17 protein-coding genes and 1 pseudogene are annotated in these 18,509 nt (G+C 63.5%); 7 read left to right on the forward strand and 11 right to left on the reverse strand.

The genetic code is table 11. The features are described 5' to 3' along the window. Window positions 1–112 (forward strand): annotated as a pseudogene (locus BSP239C_RS21030) (IS5/IS1182 family transposase); the annotation flags it as partial. Between the two features lie 107 nt (window positions 113–219). Here the strand turns inward: BSP239C_RS21030 and BSP239C_RS03415 are convergent. From BSP239C_RS03415 to BSP239C_RS03440, 6 genes are all read right to left on the reverse strand, one after another. Next, complete coding sequence (locus tag BSP239C_RS03415; protein ID WP_101570230.1) at window positions 220–1,254, reverse strand: homoserine O-acetyltransferase; 1,035 nt, start codon at window positions 1,252–1,254, stop codon at window positions 220–222. Window position 1,255: 1 nt separating this feature from the next. Beyond that, complete coding sequence (locus tag BSP239C_RS03420; RefSeq protein WP_101570231.1) at window positions 1,256–2,578, reverse strand: O-acetylhomoserine aminocarboxypropyltransferase/cysteine synthase family protein; 1,323 nt, start codon at window positions 2,576–2,578, stop codon at window positions 1,256–1,258. Between the two features lie 201 nt (window positions 2,579–2,779). Then, on the reverse strand, window positions 2,780–6,088 hold the full coding sequence (locus BSP239C_RS03425) for an error-prone DNA polymerase (RefSeq protein WP_101570232.1): 3,309 nt from the start codon (window positions 6,086–6,088) through the stop codon (window positions 2,780–2,782). Beyond that, the gene (locus BSP239C_RS03430; protein ID WP_101570233.1) at window positions 6,088–7,773 is read right to left on the reverse strand and encodes a DNA polymerase Y family protein; all 1,686 of its coding nucleotides are present in this window, start codon (window positions 7,771–7,773) and stop codon (window positions 6,088–6,090) included. The genes BSP239C_RS03425 and BSP239C_RS03430 overlap by 1 nt, the downstream gene beginning before the upstream one ends. After that, window positions 7,763–8,443 (reverse strand): DNA recombination/repair protein RecA, encoded by a 681-nt coding sequence (locus BSP239C_RS03435; protein WP_257930059.1) that lies wholly within the window; start codon window positions 8,441–8,443, stop codon window positions 7,763–7,765. The genes BSP239C_RS03430 and BSP239C_RS03435 overlap by 11 nt, the downstream gene beginning before the upstream one ends. A gap of 39 nt (window positions 8,444–8,482) precedes the next feature. Then, window positions 8,483–10,072 carry an HNH endonuclease signature motif containing protein gene (locus BSP239C_RS03440; protein ID WP_101570235.1) on the reverse strand — a complete coding sequence of 530 codons (1,590 nt, stop codon included), beginning with the start codon at window positions 10,070–10,072 and terminating at the stop codon, window positions 8,483–8,485. Between the two features lie 284 nt (window positions 10,073–10,356). Between BSP239C_RS03440 and BSP239C_RS03445 the strand changes: the two genes are divergently transcribed. The 3 genes from BSP239C_RS03445 to BSP239C_RS03455 are packed head-to-tail and all read left to right on the forward strand — an operon-like array spanning window position 10,357 to window position 12,461. After that, a complete protein-coding gene (locus BSP239C_RS03445) occupies window positions 10,357–11,112 on the forward strand; it encodes a class I SAM-dependent methyltransferase (protein ID WP_101570236.1) in 756 nt (251 codons plus the stop codon). A 15-nt stretch (window positions 11,113–11,127) separates the two neighbouring features. Next, window positions 11,128–11,592 carry a tRNA (cytidine(34)-2'-O)-methyltransferase gene (locus tag BSP239C_RS03450; protein ID WP_101570237.1) on the forward strand — a complete coding sequence of 155 codons (465 nt, stop codon included), beginning with the start codon at window positions 11,128–11,130 and terminating at the stop codon, window positions 11,590–11,592. A 44-nt stretch (window positions 11,593–11,636) separates the two neighbouring features. Then, on the forward strand, window positions 11,637–12,461 hold the full coding sequence (locus tag BSP239C_RS03455; RefSeq protein ID WP_101570238.1) for a PfkB family carbohydrate kinase: 825 nt from the start codon (window positions 11,637–11,639) through the stop codon (window positions 12,459–12,461). A gap of 117 nt (window positions 12,462–12,578) precedes the next feature. On the opposite strand, the gene BSP239C_RS03460 is transcribed toward BSP239C_RS03455, so the two are convergent. Further along, window positions 12,579–12,833, reverse strand: a complete 255-nt coding sequence (locus BSP239C_RS03460) for a type B 50S ribosomal protein L31 (protein WP_101570239.1) — start codon at window positions 12,831–12,833, stop codon at window positions 12,579–12,581. A gap of 176 nt (window positions 12,834–13,009) precedes the next feature. Here BSP239C_RS03460 and BSP239C_RS03465 point away from each other — a divergent pair, with 176 nt between their 5' ends. Then, window positions 13,010–13,561, forward strand: a complete 552-nt coding sequence (locus BSP239C_RS03465) for a YbaK/EbsC family protein (RefSeq protein ID WP_101570240.1) — start codon at window positions 13,010–13,012, stop codon at window positions 13,559–13,561. 9 nt (window positions 13,562–13,570) lie between these two features. Here the strand turns inward: BSP239C_RS03465 and BSP239C_RS03470 are convergent, their stop codons facing one another. The 4 genes from BSP239C_RS03470 to BSP239C_RS03485 all read right to left on the reverse strand — a co-directional run bounded on the left by BSP239C_RS03470 (window position 13,571) and on the right by BSP239C_RS03485 (window position 17,043). After that, entirely contained in the window at window positions 13,571–14,341 is a 771-nt protein-coding gene (locus tag BSP239C_RS03470; RefSeq protein WP_101570241.1) for a phosphatase, read from the reverse strand. 164 nt (window positions 14,342–14,505) lie between these two features. Further along, window positions 14,506–15,420, reverse strand: a complete 915-nt coding sequence (locus tag BSP239C_RS03475) for an RNA methyltransferase (protein WP_101570242.1) — start codon at window positions 15,418–15,420, stop codon at window positions 14,506–14,508. A gap of 4 nt (window positions 15,421–15,424) precedes the next feature. Further along, a complete protein-coding gene (locus BSP239C_RS03480; RefSeq protein ID WP_101570467.1) occupies window positions 15,425–16,237 on the reverse strand; it encodes a sulfite exporter TauE/SafE family protein in 813 nt (270 codons plus the stop codon). Between the two features lie 20 nt (window positions 16,238–16,257). Continuing rightward, on the reverse strand, window positions 16,258–17,043 hold the full coding sequence (locus BSP239C_RS03485) for an ABC transporter ATP-binding protein (protein ID WP_101570243.1): 786 nt from the start codon (window positions 17,041–17,043) through the stop codon (window positions 16,258–16,260). A gap of 44 nt (window positions 17,044–17,087) precedes the next feature. On the opposite strand from BSP239C_RS03485, the gene BSP239C_RS03490 reads away from it, so the two are divergent. Both BSP239C_RS03490 and serB read left to right on the forward strand, forming a co-directional pair. Beyond that, entirely contained in the window at window positions 17,088–17,822 is a 735-nt protein-coding gene (locus BSP239C_RS03490; protein WP_101570244.1) for a hypothetical protein, read from the forward strand. Further along, entirely contained in the window at window positions 17,819–18,499 is a 681-nt protein-coding gene (gene serB, locus BSP239C_RS03495) for a phosphoserine phosphatase SerB (protein ID WP_101570245.1), read from the forward strand. Before BSP239C_RS03490 ends, serB begins: the two co-directional genes overlap by 4 nt. Window positions 18,500–18,509: the final 10 nt, after the last annotated feature.

Here is an 18,509-nt window from a genome sequence, read left to right on the forward strand (position 1 = left end):
GTTTGCCTACGTCAAGCAATGGCGGGGGTTAGCGACGAGATACGACAAGCTCGCCATCACCTATCGAGCGGCCGTCGTGATCAGCGCGATCCTGACATGGCTCCGCCAATAAAGGAGACATGCCCTAGCATCGGCCGCAGACTGGCTCGTGTGCGCCGGTCGCAGGCCAGCTGCATGGACTCAGGTGTTTTTTGCCTGATCGCAGACGTCTGCCTGCGCTCAGGCGTTGAGGAAGTCCTTCAACGCCGCCGAAATCGCGGCAGTCTCCGTGAGGAAGCCGTCATGCCCGACGTCGGATTCGATGACGTGATGGGTCACGGCTCCGGGCAGACTCTGGGCGAGCAATTCGACCTGTGCGGGCGGAAACAGCCGATCCGAGGAGACCGAGACGACGAGGTTGTCGGTGCAGCTGTCGGCCAATGATGTCGCCAGGTCGTGTGAACGACCGATGCGCACATCGTGGTCGCGCAGGGCACGGGTGAGCACGACGTAGCTGTGTGGGTCGAACCGGGCGGTGAGCTTCTTCGCCTGGTGATCGAGATACGAGGTGACCTCGTAGTAATCAGGTGATCTGCGCCGTCGGGAGAACCGGTGGTTGAGCTCCGCATCATTGCGATAGGTCAGGTGCGCGATCTGCCGGGCAAGTCCCAGGCCCTGGGCAGGGAAAGCGCCGACCGCGGTGTAGTCACCGGAGTAGTAGTCGGGGTCGAGTTCGATGGCGCGTTCCTGCATCATCGCCCAGGCGATCTGGTCGGCTTCGGAGAAGGCTGGTGCGGCGATGATCGCGCATTTCTTCACCTTGCGTTTGTCGAGGAGAGAGAATTCGAGGGCTCTGGCTCCACCCATCGACCCGCCGATGACGGCATGCCAGGAGTCAATTCCGAGTATCTGTGCGAGATTGTGTTCCAAGCGGGCCATATCGCGGATCGTGACCGTAGGAAATCTGGACCCATAGGGCAATCCGTCGTCATAGACGGACTGGGGTCCAGTGGTACCCGAGCACCCGCCGAGAGAATTCGCACACACCACGAAGTATTCGTTCGTGTCGATCGCCTCGCCCGGGCCGACGACGCCCGCCCACCATTCGGTGACGCTGGTGTCGCCGGTCAGGGCGTGTTCGATCAGAACCGCGTTGCTGCGGTCCGAGTTGAGTGTGCCAAAGGTTTCGTAGGCGACCTCGACAGTTCCGAACGTGTGTCCGGATTCTGTGACGAAGCCCAGAATTCGCTCGACGGAAGTGCTCTGGGTAGTCATGTCAGGCGGCGGCCGATGCAATCGCTGCGGCAGCGGCGAAGCCCTTGTCGATGTCGGCGATGATGTCCTCGCTGCCTTCGAGCCCCACGGACAGACGCACGAGGGCCGGATTCACACCGGCAGCAGCCTGCGCCTCTTCGCCGAGCTGCGAGTGAGTCGTCGATGCCGGGTGGATGACCAAGGAGCGGACGTCGCCGATGTTGGCCACGTGTGAGTGCAGTTCGAGCGCATCGACAAAGGCCACAGCGGCGTCGAAGCCGCCGATGATGTCGAAGGACAGGACCGAGCCGACACCGTTGGGCAGGTACTTCTTCGCCTTGTCGTGCCATGGGCTGGACTCGAGTCCGGCGAAGGCGACGCGGCTGACCTGCTCGTGGTTTTCGAGGTAGGAGGCAACTGTGTTCGCATTCTCGACATGGCGGTCGATGCGCAGGCTCAGAGTCTCAAGTCCCTGGGCGATGAGGAAGGCATTGAACGGGCTGGCGGCCGGTCCGAGATCACGCAGACCCTGCACACGGGCCTTGAGGCCGAAGGAGACGTTGGCACCGAACGGCGAATCCGCGCCGAGGTCGCGGGCATAGACCAGACCGTTGTAGGACTCGTCCGGGGTGTTGAAGCCGGGGAACTTCTCCGGCTGTGTGCCGTAGTCGAAGTTTCCGCTGTCGACGACGACTCCGGCGATCGAGGTGCCGTGTCCGCCGAGGTATTTGGTGGCCGAATGGAGAACGACGTCGGCACCGTGTTCGATCGGGCGCACCAGGTAGGGGGTGGCCAGGGTGTTGTCGGTGAAGAGCGGAACACCGGCCTCGTGGGCGATGTCGGCCACTGCCGAGATGTCTAGGACATCTGAGCGAGGATTGGACACAACCTCGGCGAAGAAGAGCTTCGTGTTCTCCTGCGCCGCGTTCTTCCACGCATCGAGGTCATCGACGTCGACGAACGTGGTCTCGATGCCGAGCTTGCGCAGGGTCACGTGGAGCAGGTTGTAGGTTCCGCCGTAGAGGCTGGAGCTGGCGACGATGTGATCACCGGCTTCGGCGATGTTTGTGATGGCCAGCAGGGCTGCTGACTGTCCCGATGCGGTGAGCACAGCGTGGACTCCGCCTTCGAGGTCGGCGATGCGGTTCTCCACGACCTCTGTGGTCGGGTTGGTGATGCGGGTGTAGATGGGGCCGAGTTCGGTGAGTGCGAAGCGGTTGGCCGCGGTCTCATTGCTGTCGAAGACGAATGAGGTGGTCTGGTGAATGGGCAGTGCCCTGGAGCCGGTGGTCGGGTCCGGTGTCTGGCCGGCATGGATCTGTCGCGTTTCAAATGACTGCGTCATGATGTCTCCTTCGAGTACGGTTGATTCGCCCGTGGTGGTCCGCGCGAGTGAATTGGTGATGTCACTACTGTCATCGACTCTCAGGCCGCAAGCATGCGATCTCGTCATGTTTATGTCACCTGGCGTCATGTTTCGTCACACCACTTGCACCGTCCGGATCTATATCGACGCACACTCATGTCGGCGTTCGCAGTCGTGGTCTCAGCGGAAATTGCGGGCCTTGGTCGGCAGCTGCACCTCGAGCGGAATGAGCTTGTGGGCGTAGAGACTCACGACCTCTCCCCCGCGTTGGATCAGCCCGGTGACCACGAGGGCGTTGCGCGAGGTTGCGATCGGCCGGAACCGTTTCATCAGCCCGGCCGTGGCCACGACGTTGAGCATCCCGAACTCGTCCTCGAGGTTGATGAATGTGATTCCCGAGGCGGTGGCCGGGCGCTGTCGGTGCGTGACGATGGCGGCCACCGTCATCCGGGTCCCGTCGGCAGCCGCCGCGGCATCCGCCGTCGAAGCGTAACCGCGTTCGATCAGGGACGCTCGCAGGATCTCGGTCGGGTACCCGTCGACGGTGATCCCGGTGGAGAAGAGTTCGGCCAAGGTCGTGTCGAAGGCGTCCATGGTCGGCAGGGTCGGCGCCGAGGAGATCGTGGCGGTTCCCGGCAGCACTCCCGGGTGTGCTCCCGCGACCCCGCCGGCCAGCCACAGTGCCTGTCTGCGGTCAAGATCGAAGCAGCTCAGCGCCCCCGCGGTAGCGAGTCCTTCGAGTGCCTGCTTCCCGATCCCTGTCCTTTCAGCTAGGTCCGCCACCGAGGTGAATGGTGCGTTCTCACGTTCGGTCACGATCACCTCGGCGAAGGACCCCACATGGGCCACCGAATCCAGGCCCAACCGGATCCCGAACTCGCCCGAGACTCCGGTGTCATCGGTCTCGAGGCGCTCCAGGTCGCTGCCGGACATCGAATGGCGAATGTCCACGGGCAGGATTCTCACACCGTGGCGGCGGGCATCGGCGACGAGCGACTGCGGTGAGTAGAAGCCCATCGGCTGACTGCGCAGCAGGCCCACTGTGAAGGCCGCATGGTGGTGGTATTTGAACCAGGCCGACTGGTAGACGAGATTCGCGAAGCTGATCGCGTGAGATTCGGGGAACCCGTAGTTGGCGAACGCGGCAATCGTGGAGAAGATGGACTCCGCGGTCTCCTCGTCGACTCCTTTGGCGGCCGAACCGGTCTGGAATTTCTGCGCCAGTTCGGTCATCCGCTTCTCTGACCGTCGCGATCCCATCGCCTGCCGCAGCTGATCGGCATCGGCACCGGTGAAACCGCCGACGTCGATGGCCATCTGCATGAGCTGCTCTTGGAACAGCGGCACCCCGTAGGTCTTGGCCAGGGACTTGCGCAGCAGAGGGTGGAGGTATTCCACGTCGTCAAGTCCTTGCCGTCTGCGGATGTAGGGGTGGACAGATCCGCCCTGGATGGGGCCGGGCCTGATCAGGGCGACCTGAACGGCGAGGTCGTAGAATTTCTCGGGTTTGAGGCGCGGCAGGGTCGCCAGCTGAGCCCGGGACTCGACCTGGAAGACTCCCACCGCATCGGCCTTCTGCAGCATCTTATAGACCGCCTCGTCCTCGTCGTCGATGTGGGCGCGTTCGATGAGTTCGCCCGTGTGCCGGTGGACCAGGTCGACCATCTCGTGGAGTGCGGTGAGCATGCCCAGTCCCAGCAGATCGAATTTCACCAGGTCCATGGCCGCACAGTCATCCTTATCCCATTGGACAACGGTGCGATGACCCATTGTGGCCTTCTCGATCGGCACGACCTCACCGATGGGACGATCGGCGAGGATCATGCCGCCCGAGTGGATGCCCAGGTGCCGGGGTGAGCCGAGAAGGTCATCTGCGATGCTGAGCACCGGGGCCGGAACTGGGGAGTCCTCCGCTTCGGGCAGGGTTGACCAGCGGTTGCTGGCTTTTGAGAACGCATCCTGCTGACCCGGTTCGTAGCCCAGGCTGAAGGCCGCGTCGCGGATCGCTGACTTCGCCCGGTAGGTGATGACATTGGCGACCTGGGCGGCCCGTTCACGGCCGAAATGATCATAGACATATTGGATGACCTCTTCGCGCCTGCCCGATTCGATGTCGATGTCGATGTCCGGGTAGCCCTTGCGATCGGGTGAGAGGAAGCGGTCGAAGAGGAGTTCGTGCTTGACCGCGTCGACGGCGGTGATGTCGAGGACATAGCAGACTGCGGAGTTCGCCGCCGAGCCTCTCCCCTGGCAGAAGATGGACACCCGATGGCAGAACTCGGTGATGTCGTAGACGATGAGGAAGTATCCGCAGAACCCCAGTTCCGCGATCATGTTCATCTCCCGATCCAGCTGTGCCCAGGCCTTCGGATTCACGCTCCGGGATCCGTAGCGCTTGGCGCCGCGATCTTCGATGAGCTCACGCAGATATTCCTCGGCGCCCCTGGCATCGGGCATCGGGGCACGCGGCAGTTCTGGACGCGCCGAGTTCAGAACGAAGGAGCACTCTTTGCCGATGGCCACGGCGTTCTCCAGAGCCTGACGAGGGAAGCGTGCGGCCATCTCCTCCCCTGTGTGGATCCGGGCATTCGCCGTCGCAGGCAGCCACCCGGCCAATTCGTCGAGGGACAGCCGAGACCTCACCGAGGCTCTCACCTGCGCTGACTTCCACTGCGCCCGGGTAGCGAAGTGCACACTGTTGCTGGCTACGACCGGCAGATTCGTTCGCTGTGCAAGCTCGCCGAGGTGGCGCAGCCGTTCATCATCGTCTGGAGTCCCATCCCGGCTGAGTTCCACCGCGATCCGTTCGGCTCCGAAGAGCGCGATGAGGTTCTGCAGGGCGCCGAGTCCACCATCTGGGTCGTTCAGGGCTCGACGCAGGGGACCTTTGCGGCAGCCGGTGAGGATCGTCCAGTCCCCGCTCATCGCGGCCAGCTCTTCGAGACCGAAGACCGGTCGGTTCTTCTCCCCGGCCAGGTTGGCCTCGGTGATGGCCATCGACAGTCTGTGGTAGCCCTCGACCCCGCGGGCGAGGACCAGAAGGTGGGTGGCATCGGGGTCGGTCTGGCCGGGGATCTTCTCCTCCAACCCCACGGACAGCTCCGCGCCGAAGACGGTGGGCAGACCCACCTCGGCGGCGGCATGGGCGAACCGCACCGCACCGTAGAGACCGTTGTGATCGGTCAGCGCCAAGGACGTCAGCCCTGCTGCGGCGCCTGCGGTCACGAGTTCCTCCGGGTCGGAGGCCCCATCGAGGAAACTGAACTGGGAGTGCACATGCAGCTCGGCCCACTCGACCGTGGAGGTCCGCAGAAGGGGCCCCTGCCCAGGACCCGAATACCGACCGGTGCCATCGGAGCCGCCGGGACCCACCGACACCTGATGACGGTCGGGTCGGGAGAAGGCAGGAGCATCGGACCCATCGGCGTGTTTGCCTTCCAACCGCTGGGCCAGCTGGGACCAGGGGGTGCGCGGATTCGAAAAGCCCATCAGCGGTACCGTCCGGTTATGTACCACTGGCCGTTCTCTTTGCTCAGCAGCAGCGCCTGCCCCGAGCCGGTGACGACCTGCAGGCGGGTCCGATAGATGGCTTTCGCCGGATCCCACCAACCGGATTCCACGGGCCAGGAACCTGAATAGTCAGCGATCTCCTCGGTGGTCCCGGTGGGAAAGCGGATCGCATACGGTGCCGATTCCAGACCTGCGGGACGAGCCCCCACTGGTCGCCCTCCTGCGGCGAGCACATCGACGGGCAGATGTTCGACCGTCGTGGGTCGGGGTGCGTGCAGTGCCCCGGGCCAGGGAGCTCCGGGGCTGCGCACAGGCGATGCCGCCTGCTGCCACGGTGTCCACAGGTTCGTCTCGGCCGGATCCCATCCGCCCTGCAGACCCGGGACCAGGACCGAGTCGGGGCCGAACAGTCCCTGCAGCCGCTCCAGCGTGTGAGTGACCTGCCCGGTGTTCTCATCGAACAGACTCCTCGTCGCGCCGATGGGAGTGGTCAGCTCCGCGGCCACAAGGCCCACAGCGATGATGCCCTCCTCGGAGAAGTCCTCCGGATCGGGGCCGGGATCGTCGGGAGCCGTTCCGATCTGAGGAGCCGACCCGGCCTGGGCCTGTGGTCCGGATCCGGTCTGTGGTCCGGTTCTGGCAGCGGCTGGTCCCTGTCGAGTGGCTCCGGCCAACCATCCCTCTGCCTGCCACCGCAGACGGTCGGCGATGGTGTTCTCGTTCATGTCTTCGATCCGCCAGGTCCGCTTCGAGGACTGTCCCGAGACGGCGATGAGCTCGATCGTGATCTGTGTGCACACGAGTCCTCGGCTGCGCACGGCGGTCAGGAGCTCGGCGGCAAGCTGGCGGGTCAGGAATCCCAAAGTGTCACTGCGAGTCGTCGGCGTGTCCAGACCGAGTTCGACATTGAGTCGTTCTTCCCGGACATGATCACTCAGAGGCGTCCACTCGACTCCCGTGGCCAGGTCGTGCGCACGCTTGCCTAGCGCCCCGAATCGTGAGTTCACGTCCCGTGCGTCGAGCGCGGCCAGATCCCCCAAGGTTCGCAGGCCCAACTGGGTGAAGGTATCGATGAGTTCGGTCGCACCTGCCCCGGCATATTCGAGGGTGCTGACCGGCTGCACAGCTAGGAACTCCGCAGTCTCGCCTGGTTCGACCCGGCGTGCCTGCCCCGCAGCAAGGACTGCTGCGAACACGGTGCCGGCAATGCCGGGGAAGAACTCCCACCCGGTCGCCGATACGAGTGCTGAGATCAGAGCCTCAACGGCGCTGGGCTCATCGGCATAGCCGTGTTTGAGCGAGTCCAGGGGAATGGCGAGCGTGCCGGGACTGAGCAGAGTGAACCGTGCCACGAGTTCCTCGAGCGCTCCGACTCCGGCAGAAAAGTGTCTGTTGTCTGCCTCCTCGTCCCAAGCGACCACATGTGCTTCGGGGCAGCGGTATCCGACCGCCCGCTTGTTGTTGCCCAGAGCGATTCCGGCCGCGCGAGCAGGAGCATTGGCCGCGACCACCTTGCCTCCGCTGAGCACCGCCACCGGAGTACGAGGACTGAGATCATGTTCGGTCGCAGCAGCCACCGCGGACCAGTCGGGAACGCTGAGAACGAGTGTGCGATGGTCATCGGTGCGCACAGCGGTGGATTCGGCAGCGACGTCAGCTGACACTGCGGATCACCGGCCGTTCGGATATGCCCTCCGCCGGGGTGGGCGCTGGTGCTTCGGCAGGAGTCCCTTCCGGTCCCGGCAGCAGGAACCGGTGGACGCCGGTCTGTGATCGGGCCTGCACGAGGCAGGAGCGAAGACGTCCATGACCGCGTTCTGTGCCCGACCACTGCGTGTCGGTGATCTCGATCTGCTCCGTGCTTCCGGGCATCGATGTCAGGCTGATGAAGCTGATCTTGCGTTCGCGCACCTTCGCCAGCAGCCGAGCGCGCTCCCCAGCACTGGGCAGAAACCCCGGGTCGACGACGAGGACGTCGAAAGATTCGATGAGGATTGAGACCACACGCAGCCAGTCCTCGGCCGGGGTGACGAGGTTGACGAAGTGGTCGAGGTCAACACCCAGATCGGCAATGGATGACACGGCAGGTTCGCCGAGTCCGATGCCGGCACACCATTTCTGCTCCTGGGTTGCGACGGCGATCGTGGCGAGGGCACAGCTCAACGATTGGCCCCCGGTCAGTGTCACGATCTCCCCTCGGGGAAGGCCGCCTCGGCGAAACATCGGTGCCAACACCGGATCCACGGTGCGAGGGGCAAGCCCATCGAACAGAGCGGCGGCCGTGGAGATACCCATCTCCCGGCTGAGCTGTTCAACGAGTGGCACTGCAGACATGACATCCATTATCGAACTAGTGTTCTAAATAGGCAAGATTTACGCAGCGACATTGTTCGCCCGGGCGTGTCTCCATTCCGCCTCGAATATCCACGCAATGCAATAGTCCAGGCTGAAGCCGTACCCGCCGCCGACGGTCCTCGGATCCGCTTCCGCGACCGCCTCCTCGGCGACCTTGACCAGCCGTGCCGTGTCGAAGACGATGCGCCCGCGCTTCCCCTCTTCAAGCGGAAGCAGCTGCGAACCGCCGGGCAGGAAGAAGGCGAATGCCGCCTGCCCGCCCAGAGTTCCGGCGAAGGGAGCTGAGGTCCGTGAGATATTCAACTCATATCTGTGCACCGCCGTGTGGTGGGTGCGGCAGAGCAGGATGAGATTGTCCAGGTCCGTCGCTCCGCCCTGTGACCAGGGGCGGATGTGGTGTGCGTCGCACCTTCGGCGGGCACGGCAGCCGGGGAACTGGCATCCCATGTCCCGTGCGCTCAACGCTAGGCGTTGGCGCCTGCTCACCAGCCTCTTCGACCGTCCGAGCATGAGTACGTCTCCATCGGCGTCCTTGATCGTTCCGCTGATCAGAGCTTCGCAGCTCAGCCGTTCCGCCGTCGCCGAGGTGATGCCGCCGAAGCCATCGATTCGACAGGTCAGGTCTGTCTTTTGATCCGCAGACGTCCCCGCGGGGACGTCGTCGAGGGCTTCGGCACGGGAGCCGGATCGGGTCACCACCTCGGCGGAGGCATGGACGAGCATGCGGGCGCGGTCAACGTCAACGGTTCCAGGCGACGCTGCCTGCGGAAACGCATGCACGATCTCCATCAGGCACATGACCTGCGAGATCGGCTCATACGATGGCTCATCCTCCTGCCCTTCGCCGCCGGCGTCATCCGCAGAGGACGGCTGTTCGAGAACATGCCGAGCGGCGTCGAGCATCGAGGAGAACTCCGCGGCCTCATCCTCGCCCAGGTCGATCGTGACGCGAGTCCGTCCAGGCCCGATGGTCCGCATACTCACGCTGTCGCTCGGAAGGGCGCAGGGAGATTCCCCGCCCTCGTTCCCGCCGGACAGTTGGAGGTAGTTGCGAGCGATCACTCCGATCTGGCTTCCGGTGGAGACATCGGCCAGTCGCAGCGCCTCTTCATCGGGGATCCGCCCCACCAGCCTGGTGACCTCACGCACCTTGGAAAAGCTGACGTTGCCCTCCCCCAGGCTCTTCTTCACCTTCGGCATTTCGCGCAGCGCCATCATCACTCGGACGTATTCCCGTGCAGTGTGTGCGCTCACCGCCGCAATGTGCATGACCCACTGGGGCAGCGACGTCACGCCCACCCACTGCGCCCACAAGCCTCTGCGCTCGACCTCGTCGATGAGCGCAATGACACGGGCATGGCAGAACGCGATACACGAGATGTTGCGCTGGATGTCGGCAACCAGCTCTTCGGACGTGAGATCACCCAGCCTCGCTCCAGCGCCCACGTCGGCACTTGACTCGGTCTGCAGAGACTCGGCGGTATCCGACTGCGCCTTCGAATCTCCGCCGTAGTCATCAGGATCGACACTCATCGCTGTGAGCAGCTCCGACCTTGCGAATGGATCCGGATAGTCCGCAAACGGATCTGCAGCCGTGTTCTCGACCATGGTTCCCACCTTTCCCCTTTCGACCTCTGCGGCCGTTCGGTTCGTGAGTCCCCATGACCTCGAACCGTGCTTTCACCATACGAGGCGCCACTGACATAAGATCGGAATCGTAATGATCCAGTCGAGTGAATGAATGATCTGCTTTCGAATCGGATTCGCCGTAAAGATCCATGTGTACTATACGGAGCTCTCTTTGTTCTATACACGTGGAATCGCACCATCACCAAAGCGTCCCCGCGGGGACGCCGACGCTGAATCCGAACCTCACACCGTAGGCTGAGTTCATGAACGATGGGACGACCGATGACGCGGCAGAACTCCCCGTGGAAGGGGCGCGGGAATCAGCCAGAGAGGCAGCCACTCGGGCCTCCTACGATGCGATCGCTGAGACCTATACGGACTGGATCGCCGCCGAGCTCACAGCCAAGCCACACGATCGTGCCGTCCTCGCAGCCTTCTCCGAACTCGTGCTCTCCACCGGGAAACCCGAGGCCCTTGAGATCGGGTGCGGCCCAGGGCGGATCACAGCTTTCCTTGCCGCCTTGGGTCTGGCCCCCTCCGGCCTCGACCTCTCTCCCGCCATGATTGCCCTGGCATCTTGTCTCTACCCGAATCTCGATTTCACCACCGGATCGATGACGGCACTGCCCTATGAGGACAACAGCTTTTCCGGACTCGTCGCGTGGTACTCCATCATCCATGTTCCCGATGCGTCCCTGGACACCGTCTTCTCCGAGGCTGCTCGAGTGCTGCGGCCGGGTGGATGGTTCCAGCTGGCCTTCCAGCTCGGCGCCCGTATCGACCACCAGTCCGAGGCGGCCGGCTTCGACGTCGATCTCGACTTCCACCGCCGCTCGATCGATCAGGTTCTCACGTTTCTTCACAAACATGGGTTCGCACCCGCGACTCGGCTCGAACGCGAGCCGGACCGGGCCGGCCAGTTTCCAGAGAGGACACGGCAGGGCTATCTGCTCGTCCGCCTGGAGGCCACCACAACCACCACGACTGCACCCGGGGAACGGGCAACGGTCGAACAGTGACAAAATAGGTGTCATATGAACATCGACATCGTCTTCCACACGCCCGAGATCCCCGGCAACACCGGCAATGCCATTCGCCTGGCCGCGGTCACGGGTGCCCACCTCCATCTCGTCGAACCTCTGGGCTTCGACCTCTCCGATGCGAAGCTGCGTCGTGCGGGACTGGATTATCACGATCTTGCCCACGTCACGGTCCATACGTCTTTGACGGATCTGTGGAACCACCTCGGCGAGCGTCGGGTCATCGCGTTCACCACCCATACGGATCAGTCCTTCGCCGAGGTGGACTACCGTGATGGTGATGTCCTCCTCTTCGGTCAGGAGTCGACGGGTCTGCCCGATTCCGTCGTCGAGGATGAGCATGTGGATCTGTCCGTGCGCATCCCGATGCTGCCTTCCAGACGTTCGCTCAACCTCGCCAATTCCGCATCGATTGCAATCTATGAGGCCTGGCGGCAACAGGGATACGCCGGGGCCTGAACGCGCGTAGACTTCTGCCCGACAGTAATTTCGAAAGGACCACCATGACTTCCAAAGTGCTCACAATCGCCGGTTCCGATGTCTCAGGCGGAGCCGGCCTCGAAGCCGACCTGAAGATGTTCGAAGAATACGGCGCATTCGGCACCGCCGCCGTGACCTGCATCGTCACCTTCGATCCGGCCGATGGCTTCAGCCACGTCGTCGAATTCATCGACCCCGAGGTGGTGACCAGGCAGCTCGAATCGACCTTGGCGGTGCACAAGTTCGACGCGATCAAGTCGGGCATGCTCGGGTCCGTGGACTCGGCACTCGTGCTGGCCGAAAAGCTCAAGACGAACGAGCTGCCCTATGTCTTCGACCCTGTCCTCGTGTGCAAGGGCGCGGGCACCATGGTCGATCTCAAGGATCTCTTCGTCGACAACCTCGTGCCCTTGGCCACCGTCATCACCCCGAACCTCGAGGAGGCCGCAACGTTGGCCGGCCTCGATCCGATCGATTCGGTTGAGGGCATGATCGAGGCCGCGAAGATCATCCACGGTCAGGGTGCTAATAACGTCGTCGTCAAGGGCGGTGCGCGCCTGGCCGGTGACGACGCGATCGACATCCTCTTCGACGGTCAGAAGGTCACGACGCTGCGCTCACGCAAGGTCAATGAGAAACTCGTCAACGGTGCAGGCTGTTCATTCGCCTCCTCCATCGCCGCTGGCATCGCCACCGGTCTCAGCATCGAGGACGCGGTCGTCTCAGCGAAGGAGAAAGTCGCCCACGGCATCGCGAACTGCCTCGACAATGCCACCGGCGTGGCCTCGCTGTTCCATCCGGCGGCTCGCACTCAGCCGTCACCCGATGTCCGCGTCAGCGTGGACTGAGGCTCCAAAGCAGATAGAAAAGGAACTGCCCCGCACACCATCTCAGGCGTGCGGGGCAGTTCGCATAAGTCATGCATGACGGTCGGAACCGTCGGGTCGGCCGAAACCGACTGGGGTTCAGCGCTTGCCGAAGCCCTTGTAGCGATCCTTGAACTTCTCGACGCGGCCTGCGGAGTCGAGGATACGCTGCTTTCCGGTGTAGAACGGGTGCGATGCGCTCGAGATCTCAACGTCGATGACGGGGTAGGTGTTGCCGTCTTCGAATTCGATCGTCTTGTCGCTCTTCGCGGTCGAACGGGTCAAGATCTTGGTTCCCGACGACAGATCGTTGAACACGATCGGTGCGTATTCCGGGTGGATGTCCTTTTTCATATTCTTACCTTTGCTGAATCCGCTCAGGCGCCTGGTATGGGTCGACCCATCCGCCAGTGCCCGAATTCGTCTGCTGGACACGCCTCGAACCGTAGGAACCGGACACGAAGCGACAGCTCAGTCTATCTGATGGACTGGCTCAAAGCGATTCCCGCACTGTCTCCTAAACTGTGGCCATGAACACCAAGGAACGCATCTCCGCGCAATTCGACCTCACGCCCGCAGCATCTGCTCCCGAACTCATGGCCGCATCCACCGCCGAGGCGATCTCTTCGATCACCGGCGACGTCGATGCGTTCGCCATCGATCCGCAGATCGCAGACACAGCGGCCCTGCTCGATGCCACCGGTCTCGGACCCGAAACCTCGGCTAACTGTGTTCTCGTGGCCGGTGCGCGCTCCGGTGAGGAACGAATCGCTGCCTGCATGGTCCTCGCCAATACACGTGCCGATGTGAACAAGCGGGTGAAGAAGCTCCTCGACGTGCGCAAGGCCTCGTTCCTGCCCATGGATCGCGCGGTCGGCGAATCGGGGATGGAGTACGGCGGCATCGGACCCATCGGTCTGCCTGCCGACTACCGGATCCTCATCGACTCACGTGTGGCCGAGGCCGACGAGCTCATCATCGGTTCGGGGATCCGTGGTTCCAAACTCATGCTCTCCGGCGCGGCGCTGGCATCGCTTCCCACTGCCGAGGTGGTCGAGGGGCTCGCAAACGAGATCGACTGAGGTCCTCGGTCAGCTCAGTCCTGCCTTGTCGAGGACATAGGAGATGAGCGGTTCGTAGAGGTAGGGCACGACGTCGTCATCGAGGGGAACGGTGACCTCGATGGCTCCTTGAGCCTCAGCGACGAAGAGTGCCGGATCGTTGCAGTCGGCATAGCCCAACGTGCGCAGCCCACGGCTCGAGGCCGCACCGGCCCACCCATGATCGGCCACGATCAGATCTGGGGTCTGGCCGCCTCGGCGGGTGATGTCGTCAAGAAGTGCATGCATGGGTTCGGCGAGGTGTGTGTGCGGGGTCCCGCCATGCTGATGCCAGGTCCACACACGGTTGATCTGTCGGCAGTCGCCGCCGATGCCCGGGACGTCAACGGCGTTGGCCTGGTGCGTGATCCGCGCACCGTGGGACTCGGCTGCGGCGGCCATCGCCATGTGCACAGGAAGCAGCCCGGCCGGGTGGCCGGTGGCGAAGAGGATCTCTCCCCCAGCTCGGGTGACCGCGCCGATGGCGGTGGCTAACTGTTCGAGTGCGTCGATGCAGCGTTGCGTCGAAATCGTGTCGATGCCCTCGACGAAATCGGGTTCCGGGCGCAGCCCGCACCGGTCGACCATAAGCGCGAACACGGAGTCATAGTCCCAGTCTCGGGTCAGATCGACGCCGAAGTCGAACTGCTTCTCCTGTGCCAGGAAACGATGGATGTGTGAGAGGTTGTTCCCTCGAGGAGTCGCCACCTCACCGGTGATGCGAGCTGCTTCCAGGGCGTGGGCGAGTGTGGTGCGGTCCACTGTGGTCCTCTCAGTCTCAGGTGCTGCAGTTGTCGCAGATTTTGCGACAACTGATGCATCGGCAAACTCTTCGCGTAATGCATTGGCTGCGTGCTTGCCGATAGTCTTCACGTCTCTGCCCTACAGCGTGGCAAGTTGCTGCCTTGTGGACCTCTGACACGAGGTCAGTCTTCCTGCAGGGCGAAGCAGGCCACCGCCGAGGCGGCTGCGACGTTGAGTGAGTCCACTCCCCCAGACATCGGGATCATGACAGTCGAATCGCAGGCGGCAATCGTTGATCGGCGCAGACCGTCGCCTTCGGTGCCGAAGACGATGGCGGTGCGTTCGGGCGCAGTGGCCGCGAACTCTCGGATCGCCACAGAATCCTGTTCGAGAGCCAGAGCGACGACGTGGAAACCGAGCTCACGCAGGGCATCAACCCCTGCCGGCCAGGACTCGATCCGAGTCCATGGAACCTGGAACACGGTGCCCATGGAGACGCGAATCGAACGCCGGTAGAGCGGGTCGGCGCACCTGGGGGTCACCAGGACGGCATCGACGCCGAAGGCCGCGGCTGACCGAAAGATGGCGCCGATATTCGTGTGGTCGACGACGTCCTCGATGACGACGATGCGCTGAGCATCGGTCACGAGCTCGGCGACGCTGGGAAGCTGCGGTCGGTGCATCGCGGCCAGAGCACCTCGGTGAAGGTGGAAGCCGGTGAGGGATTCGACAGCGGCATCGGTGCCGATGAAGATCGGGGCATCATTGGCGGCGATGAGGTCGGCTAGGTCGAAGAGCCATTTGGGGCTGGTCAGGTATGACCGGGGAACCATGCCTGCTGCGTGGGCGCGGCGGATGATCTTCGAGGATTCGGCGATGAACAGTCCCTCGGCCGGTTCGCGAACACTGCGCAGGCCGACATCGGTCAGCTGAGTGTAGTCGTGGAGGTCGGCCGGAGAGGCCCCAGCGCCTGTGGCATTGTCGGTGGCCACCGTTCCCTCATCGAAGAACCGTAGACGCTCGGCAGTGATGCCGAGTTCGGCGGCACGGTCGATGACCTGCTGCTGTGTCAGTGGTGCCTTGGCCGGTGTATTCATACGATCACAGGGTGAGGATGCGCCAGATGGCGACGAGTCCGAGGATGACGATGACGGAGCGCAGCAGGACGGGCGAGAATTTCCGTCCCACCCTGGCACCGAAATAGCCGCCGATGAGGGAGCCGATGGCGATGCAGACGACGGCGATCCAGTTGATCCGGTCGTGGCCGACGATGATGTAGGTGCTGGCCGAGACCGTGTTGACGACGAGGACCAAGACGTTCTTCAGTCCGTTGAGACGCTGCAGGTCATCGGGGAGGAGGAGGCCGAGCAGAGCGATCAGGATGATCCCCTGGGCGGCGGCGAAGTAGCCCCCGTAGATCGCGGTGAGGAAGACGACGACCAGGACGAGGATATAGCGGCCGGTGGTCAGCGTGTCACCGACCGAGGCCGGCACATGCTCCTTGCCCGCCTTTTCGGCGCGGCGCACGGAACGGTTTTTGAGGTGGCGGGAGAGTGCAGGCTGACCCACGACCATGATGAGGGCCACGACGAGGAGGACCGGGACGATCGTCTCGAAGGCGTCTTCGGGCAGGTGGAGCAGCAGATAAGCACCGGTCAGCGAGCCCAGGATGGAAGCAGGCACGAAGCCGAGGATCCGCCGCCATTGGCCCTTCAGCTCTTCCCGATAGCCGAAGGACGAGGCAATATTGCCGGGGATAAGTCCGACCGCGTTGCTCATCGTCGACACGACCGGTGGCACACCGAAAGCCACGAGTACCGGGAAGGTGATGAGAGTGCCGGAGCCGACGACGGCGTTGATTCCGCCCGCGGCGATTCCGGCGAGGACGATCAGCGCAATCTGCCACAGTTCCATTCCGAGAACTGGGTCCATGCTCAGTACTGGGATCGGGCGTGGAAACGCTGCCCGTCGCGGGTGAGCTTGACGTCGATACCGAAGGTCGCAGAGAGGTTGTCGGCCGTCAGGGTCTCATCGATGGGCCCGGCAGCCATATCAGTGCCCTCGGCCAGCAGCAGCACGTGCGTGATGCCGACAGGGATCTCCTCGACGTGGTGGGTGACCATGATCGTCGCCGGAGCCCATTTCGAGGACAGAATCTCCGTCAGTGCTGCCAAGAGCTCTTCACGTCCGCCTAGGTCGAGCCCAGAAGCGGGCTCGTCGAGGAGCAGCAGCTCAGGGTCCGTCATCAGGGCACGTGCGATCTGCACACGCTTGCGCTCGCCCTCTGACAGGGTGCCGAAGGTGCGATCTGCCAGGTGGCTGATGTTGAACGCTCCGAGAAGGTCCTTGGCCCGTTCGATGTCATCGGTTTCGTATTCCTCGACCCAACGACCGGTGACGCCGTAGGCGGCGGTCAGGACCGTGTCGAGGACAGCCTCGGACAGAGGAATGCGGTTGGCCAGGGCCGTCGAAGCATAGCCGATGCGCGGACGCAGCTCGAAGACGTCGACGCGCCCGAGGCGCTCCTCGAGGATTCCGACGGAACCGGTCGTCGGGTGCATTCGTCCTGCGGCCAATTCCAGCAGCGTCGTCTTCCCGGCGCCGTTGGGTCCGAGGACGGCCCAATGCTCACCTTCGGAGACGGTCAGGGAAAAATCTTGGAGGAGGAAATTGGCTCCTCGGCGCACGGAAACAGAATCCAAAGTCAGGACATCACTCATATCAGCCAACTCTATCGCAGGCTCGGCGTCTATTCTGGTTCGACATGGACTTGACTACCGACTCACTGCTGCTGACCCTGGCGATGAACCATCGCCTGCACTCCAGCCTCGCCCCAGACGAGGTCAGTGCCGCCTTTCTCGACGACGATCGTGATGTCCCTCTCATCGTCGCCGACGAAGTTTTCGGCACCTCGCCACCGACCGGACTGCTGCTCTTCACCGCCGAGGCTGCGGCGGCCGGGATCACGCATGCCCGGCTGGCCCTGCACCATCCTTCACTGCCGCATACGACGCCTCCCGTGGACAAGGTCGACCGGCTCAGGGTCGGTCGCCACAGTGCCCCGATCGTCCTCCATTCCGGCTCCCACCAGGTTGCGGTGGCCCTCCTCGGCGCCGAGGCGAACATCGAGGTCATCGCCTGCCGGGACACGGTCTTTCGCCCGGTCACGGTCGGAACACCCGCCGAGGCGCTGCGCCGCCTGCGGCTGCTCGTCATGGAGGGTCTGAACCTCATCGAAACGATCGAGGTTCCGGCCGACTGGAGGGAGGGGCCGTGGCGGGATTGGCAGGAGGAGCTGAGCATGCACCACCCGATCTCGAGGCTCATCCCGTCCGTCGCCGACGCTCGCGCCATCTATGCCGCCCTCGACATCCACGAGAGGATGCGCACTGTGCTGGCTCCGGCCACAGTGGCGCCACCAGCCTTCGGCGATCTGCTCTCACGCCTTCACCCCGCGGCCGCCGACTACATCATGGCTGTCGCTACGATGAAGGGGTGAATGACTCAGACTCCGCAACCCCGATGCCAGAGAACTCAATCCAGCTGCTGGTCATGGACGTCGATTCGACGTTCATCAATGAGGAGGTCATCGACCTCATCGCCGTCCACGCGAATGTCGGCGACCAGGTGGCCGAGATCACGGAACGTGCCATGGCCGGCCAGTTGGACTTCGCCGCTTCCCTGGCCGAGAGAGTGGCCCTGCTCAACGGCCTGCCGGTGACCGTTCTCGACGAGGTGCGCGCACAGATCACGCTGACCCAGGGCGCTCGGGAAGTGGTGGCCGCCGTCCAGTCCGACGGTGGCGTCGTCGCCTTGGTCTCCGGCGGCTTCACTCAGATCATCGCCCCTGTTGCCAAGAGCCTGGGCATCACCGAGGTGTTTGCCAATGGGCTCGACTCCCAGGATGGTCTGCTGACCGGTGTCACGAGCGGTCGGGTCATCGATCCGAGTGCGAAGGCCGAGATCTTCGGACAGCTCGCACAAAAATATGACTGCGATCCGAGACGAACCGTGGCCATCGGCGACGGCGCCAACGACATCGGAATGATCCAGGCGGCGGGTCTGGGTGTGGCCTTCTGTGCGAAGCCGGCCCTCGTGGCCGCCGCCGACGCTGCGGTGAACAAGCGTGATCTGCGTGAGGTGCTGACCCTCATCGAGGAACGCGCTCAGGTGTGATGTGAAAAAG

The sequence above is a fragment of the Brevibacterium sp. 239c genome (assembly GCF_900169365.1).
In the GTDB taxonomy this organism is placed as follows: Bacteria; Actinomycetota; Actinomycetes; order Actinomycetales; family Brevibacteriaceae; genus Brevibacterium.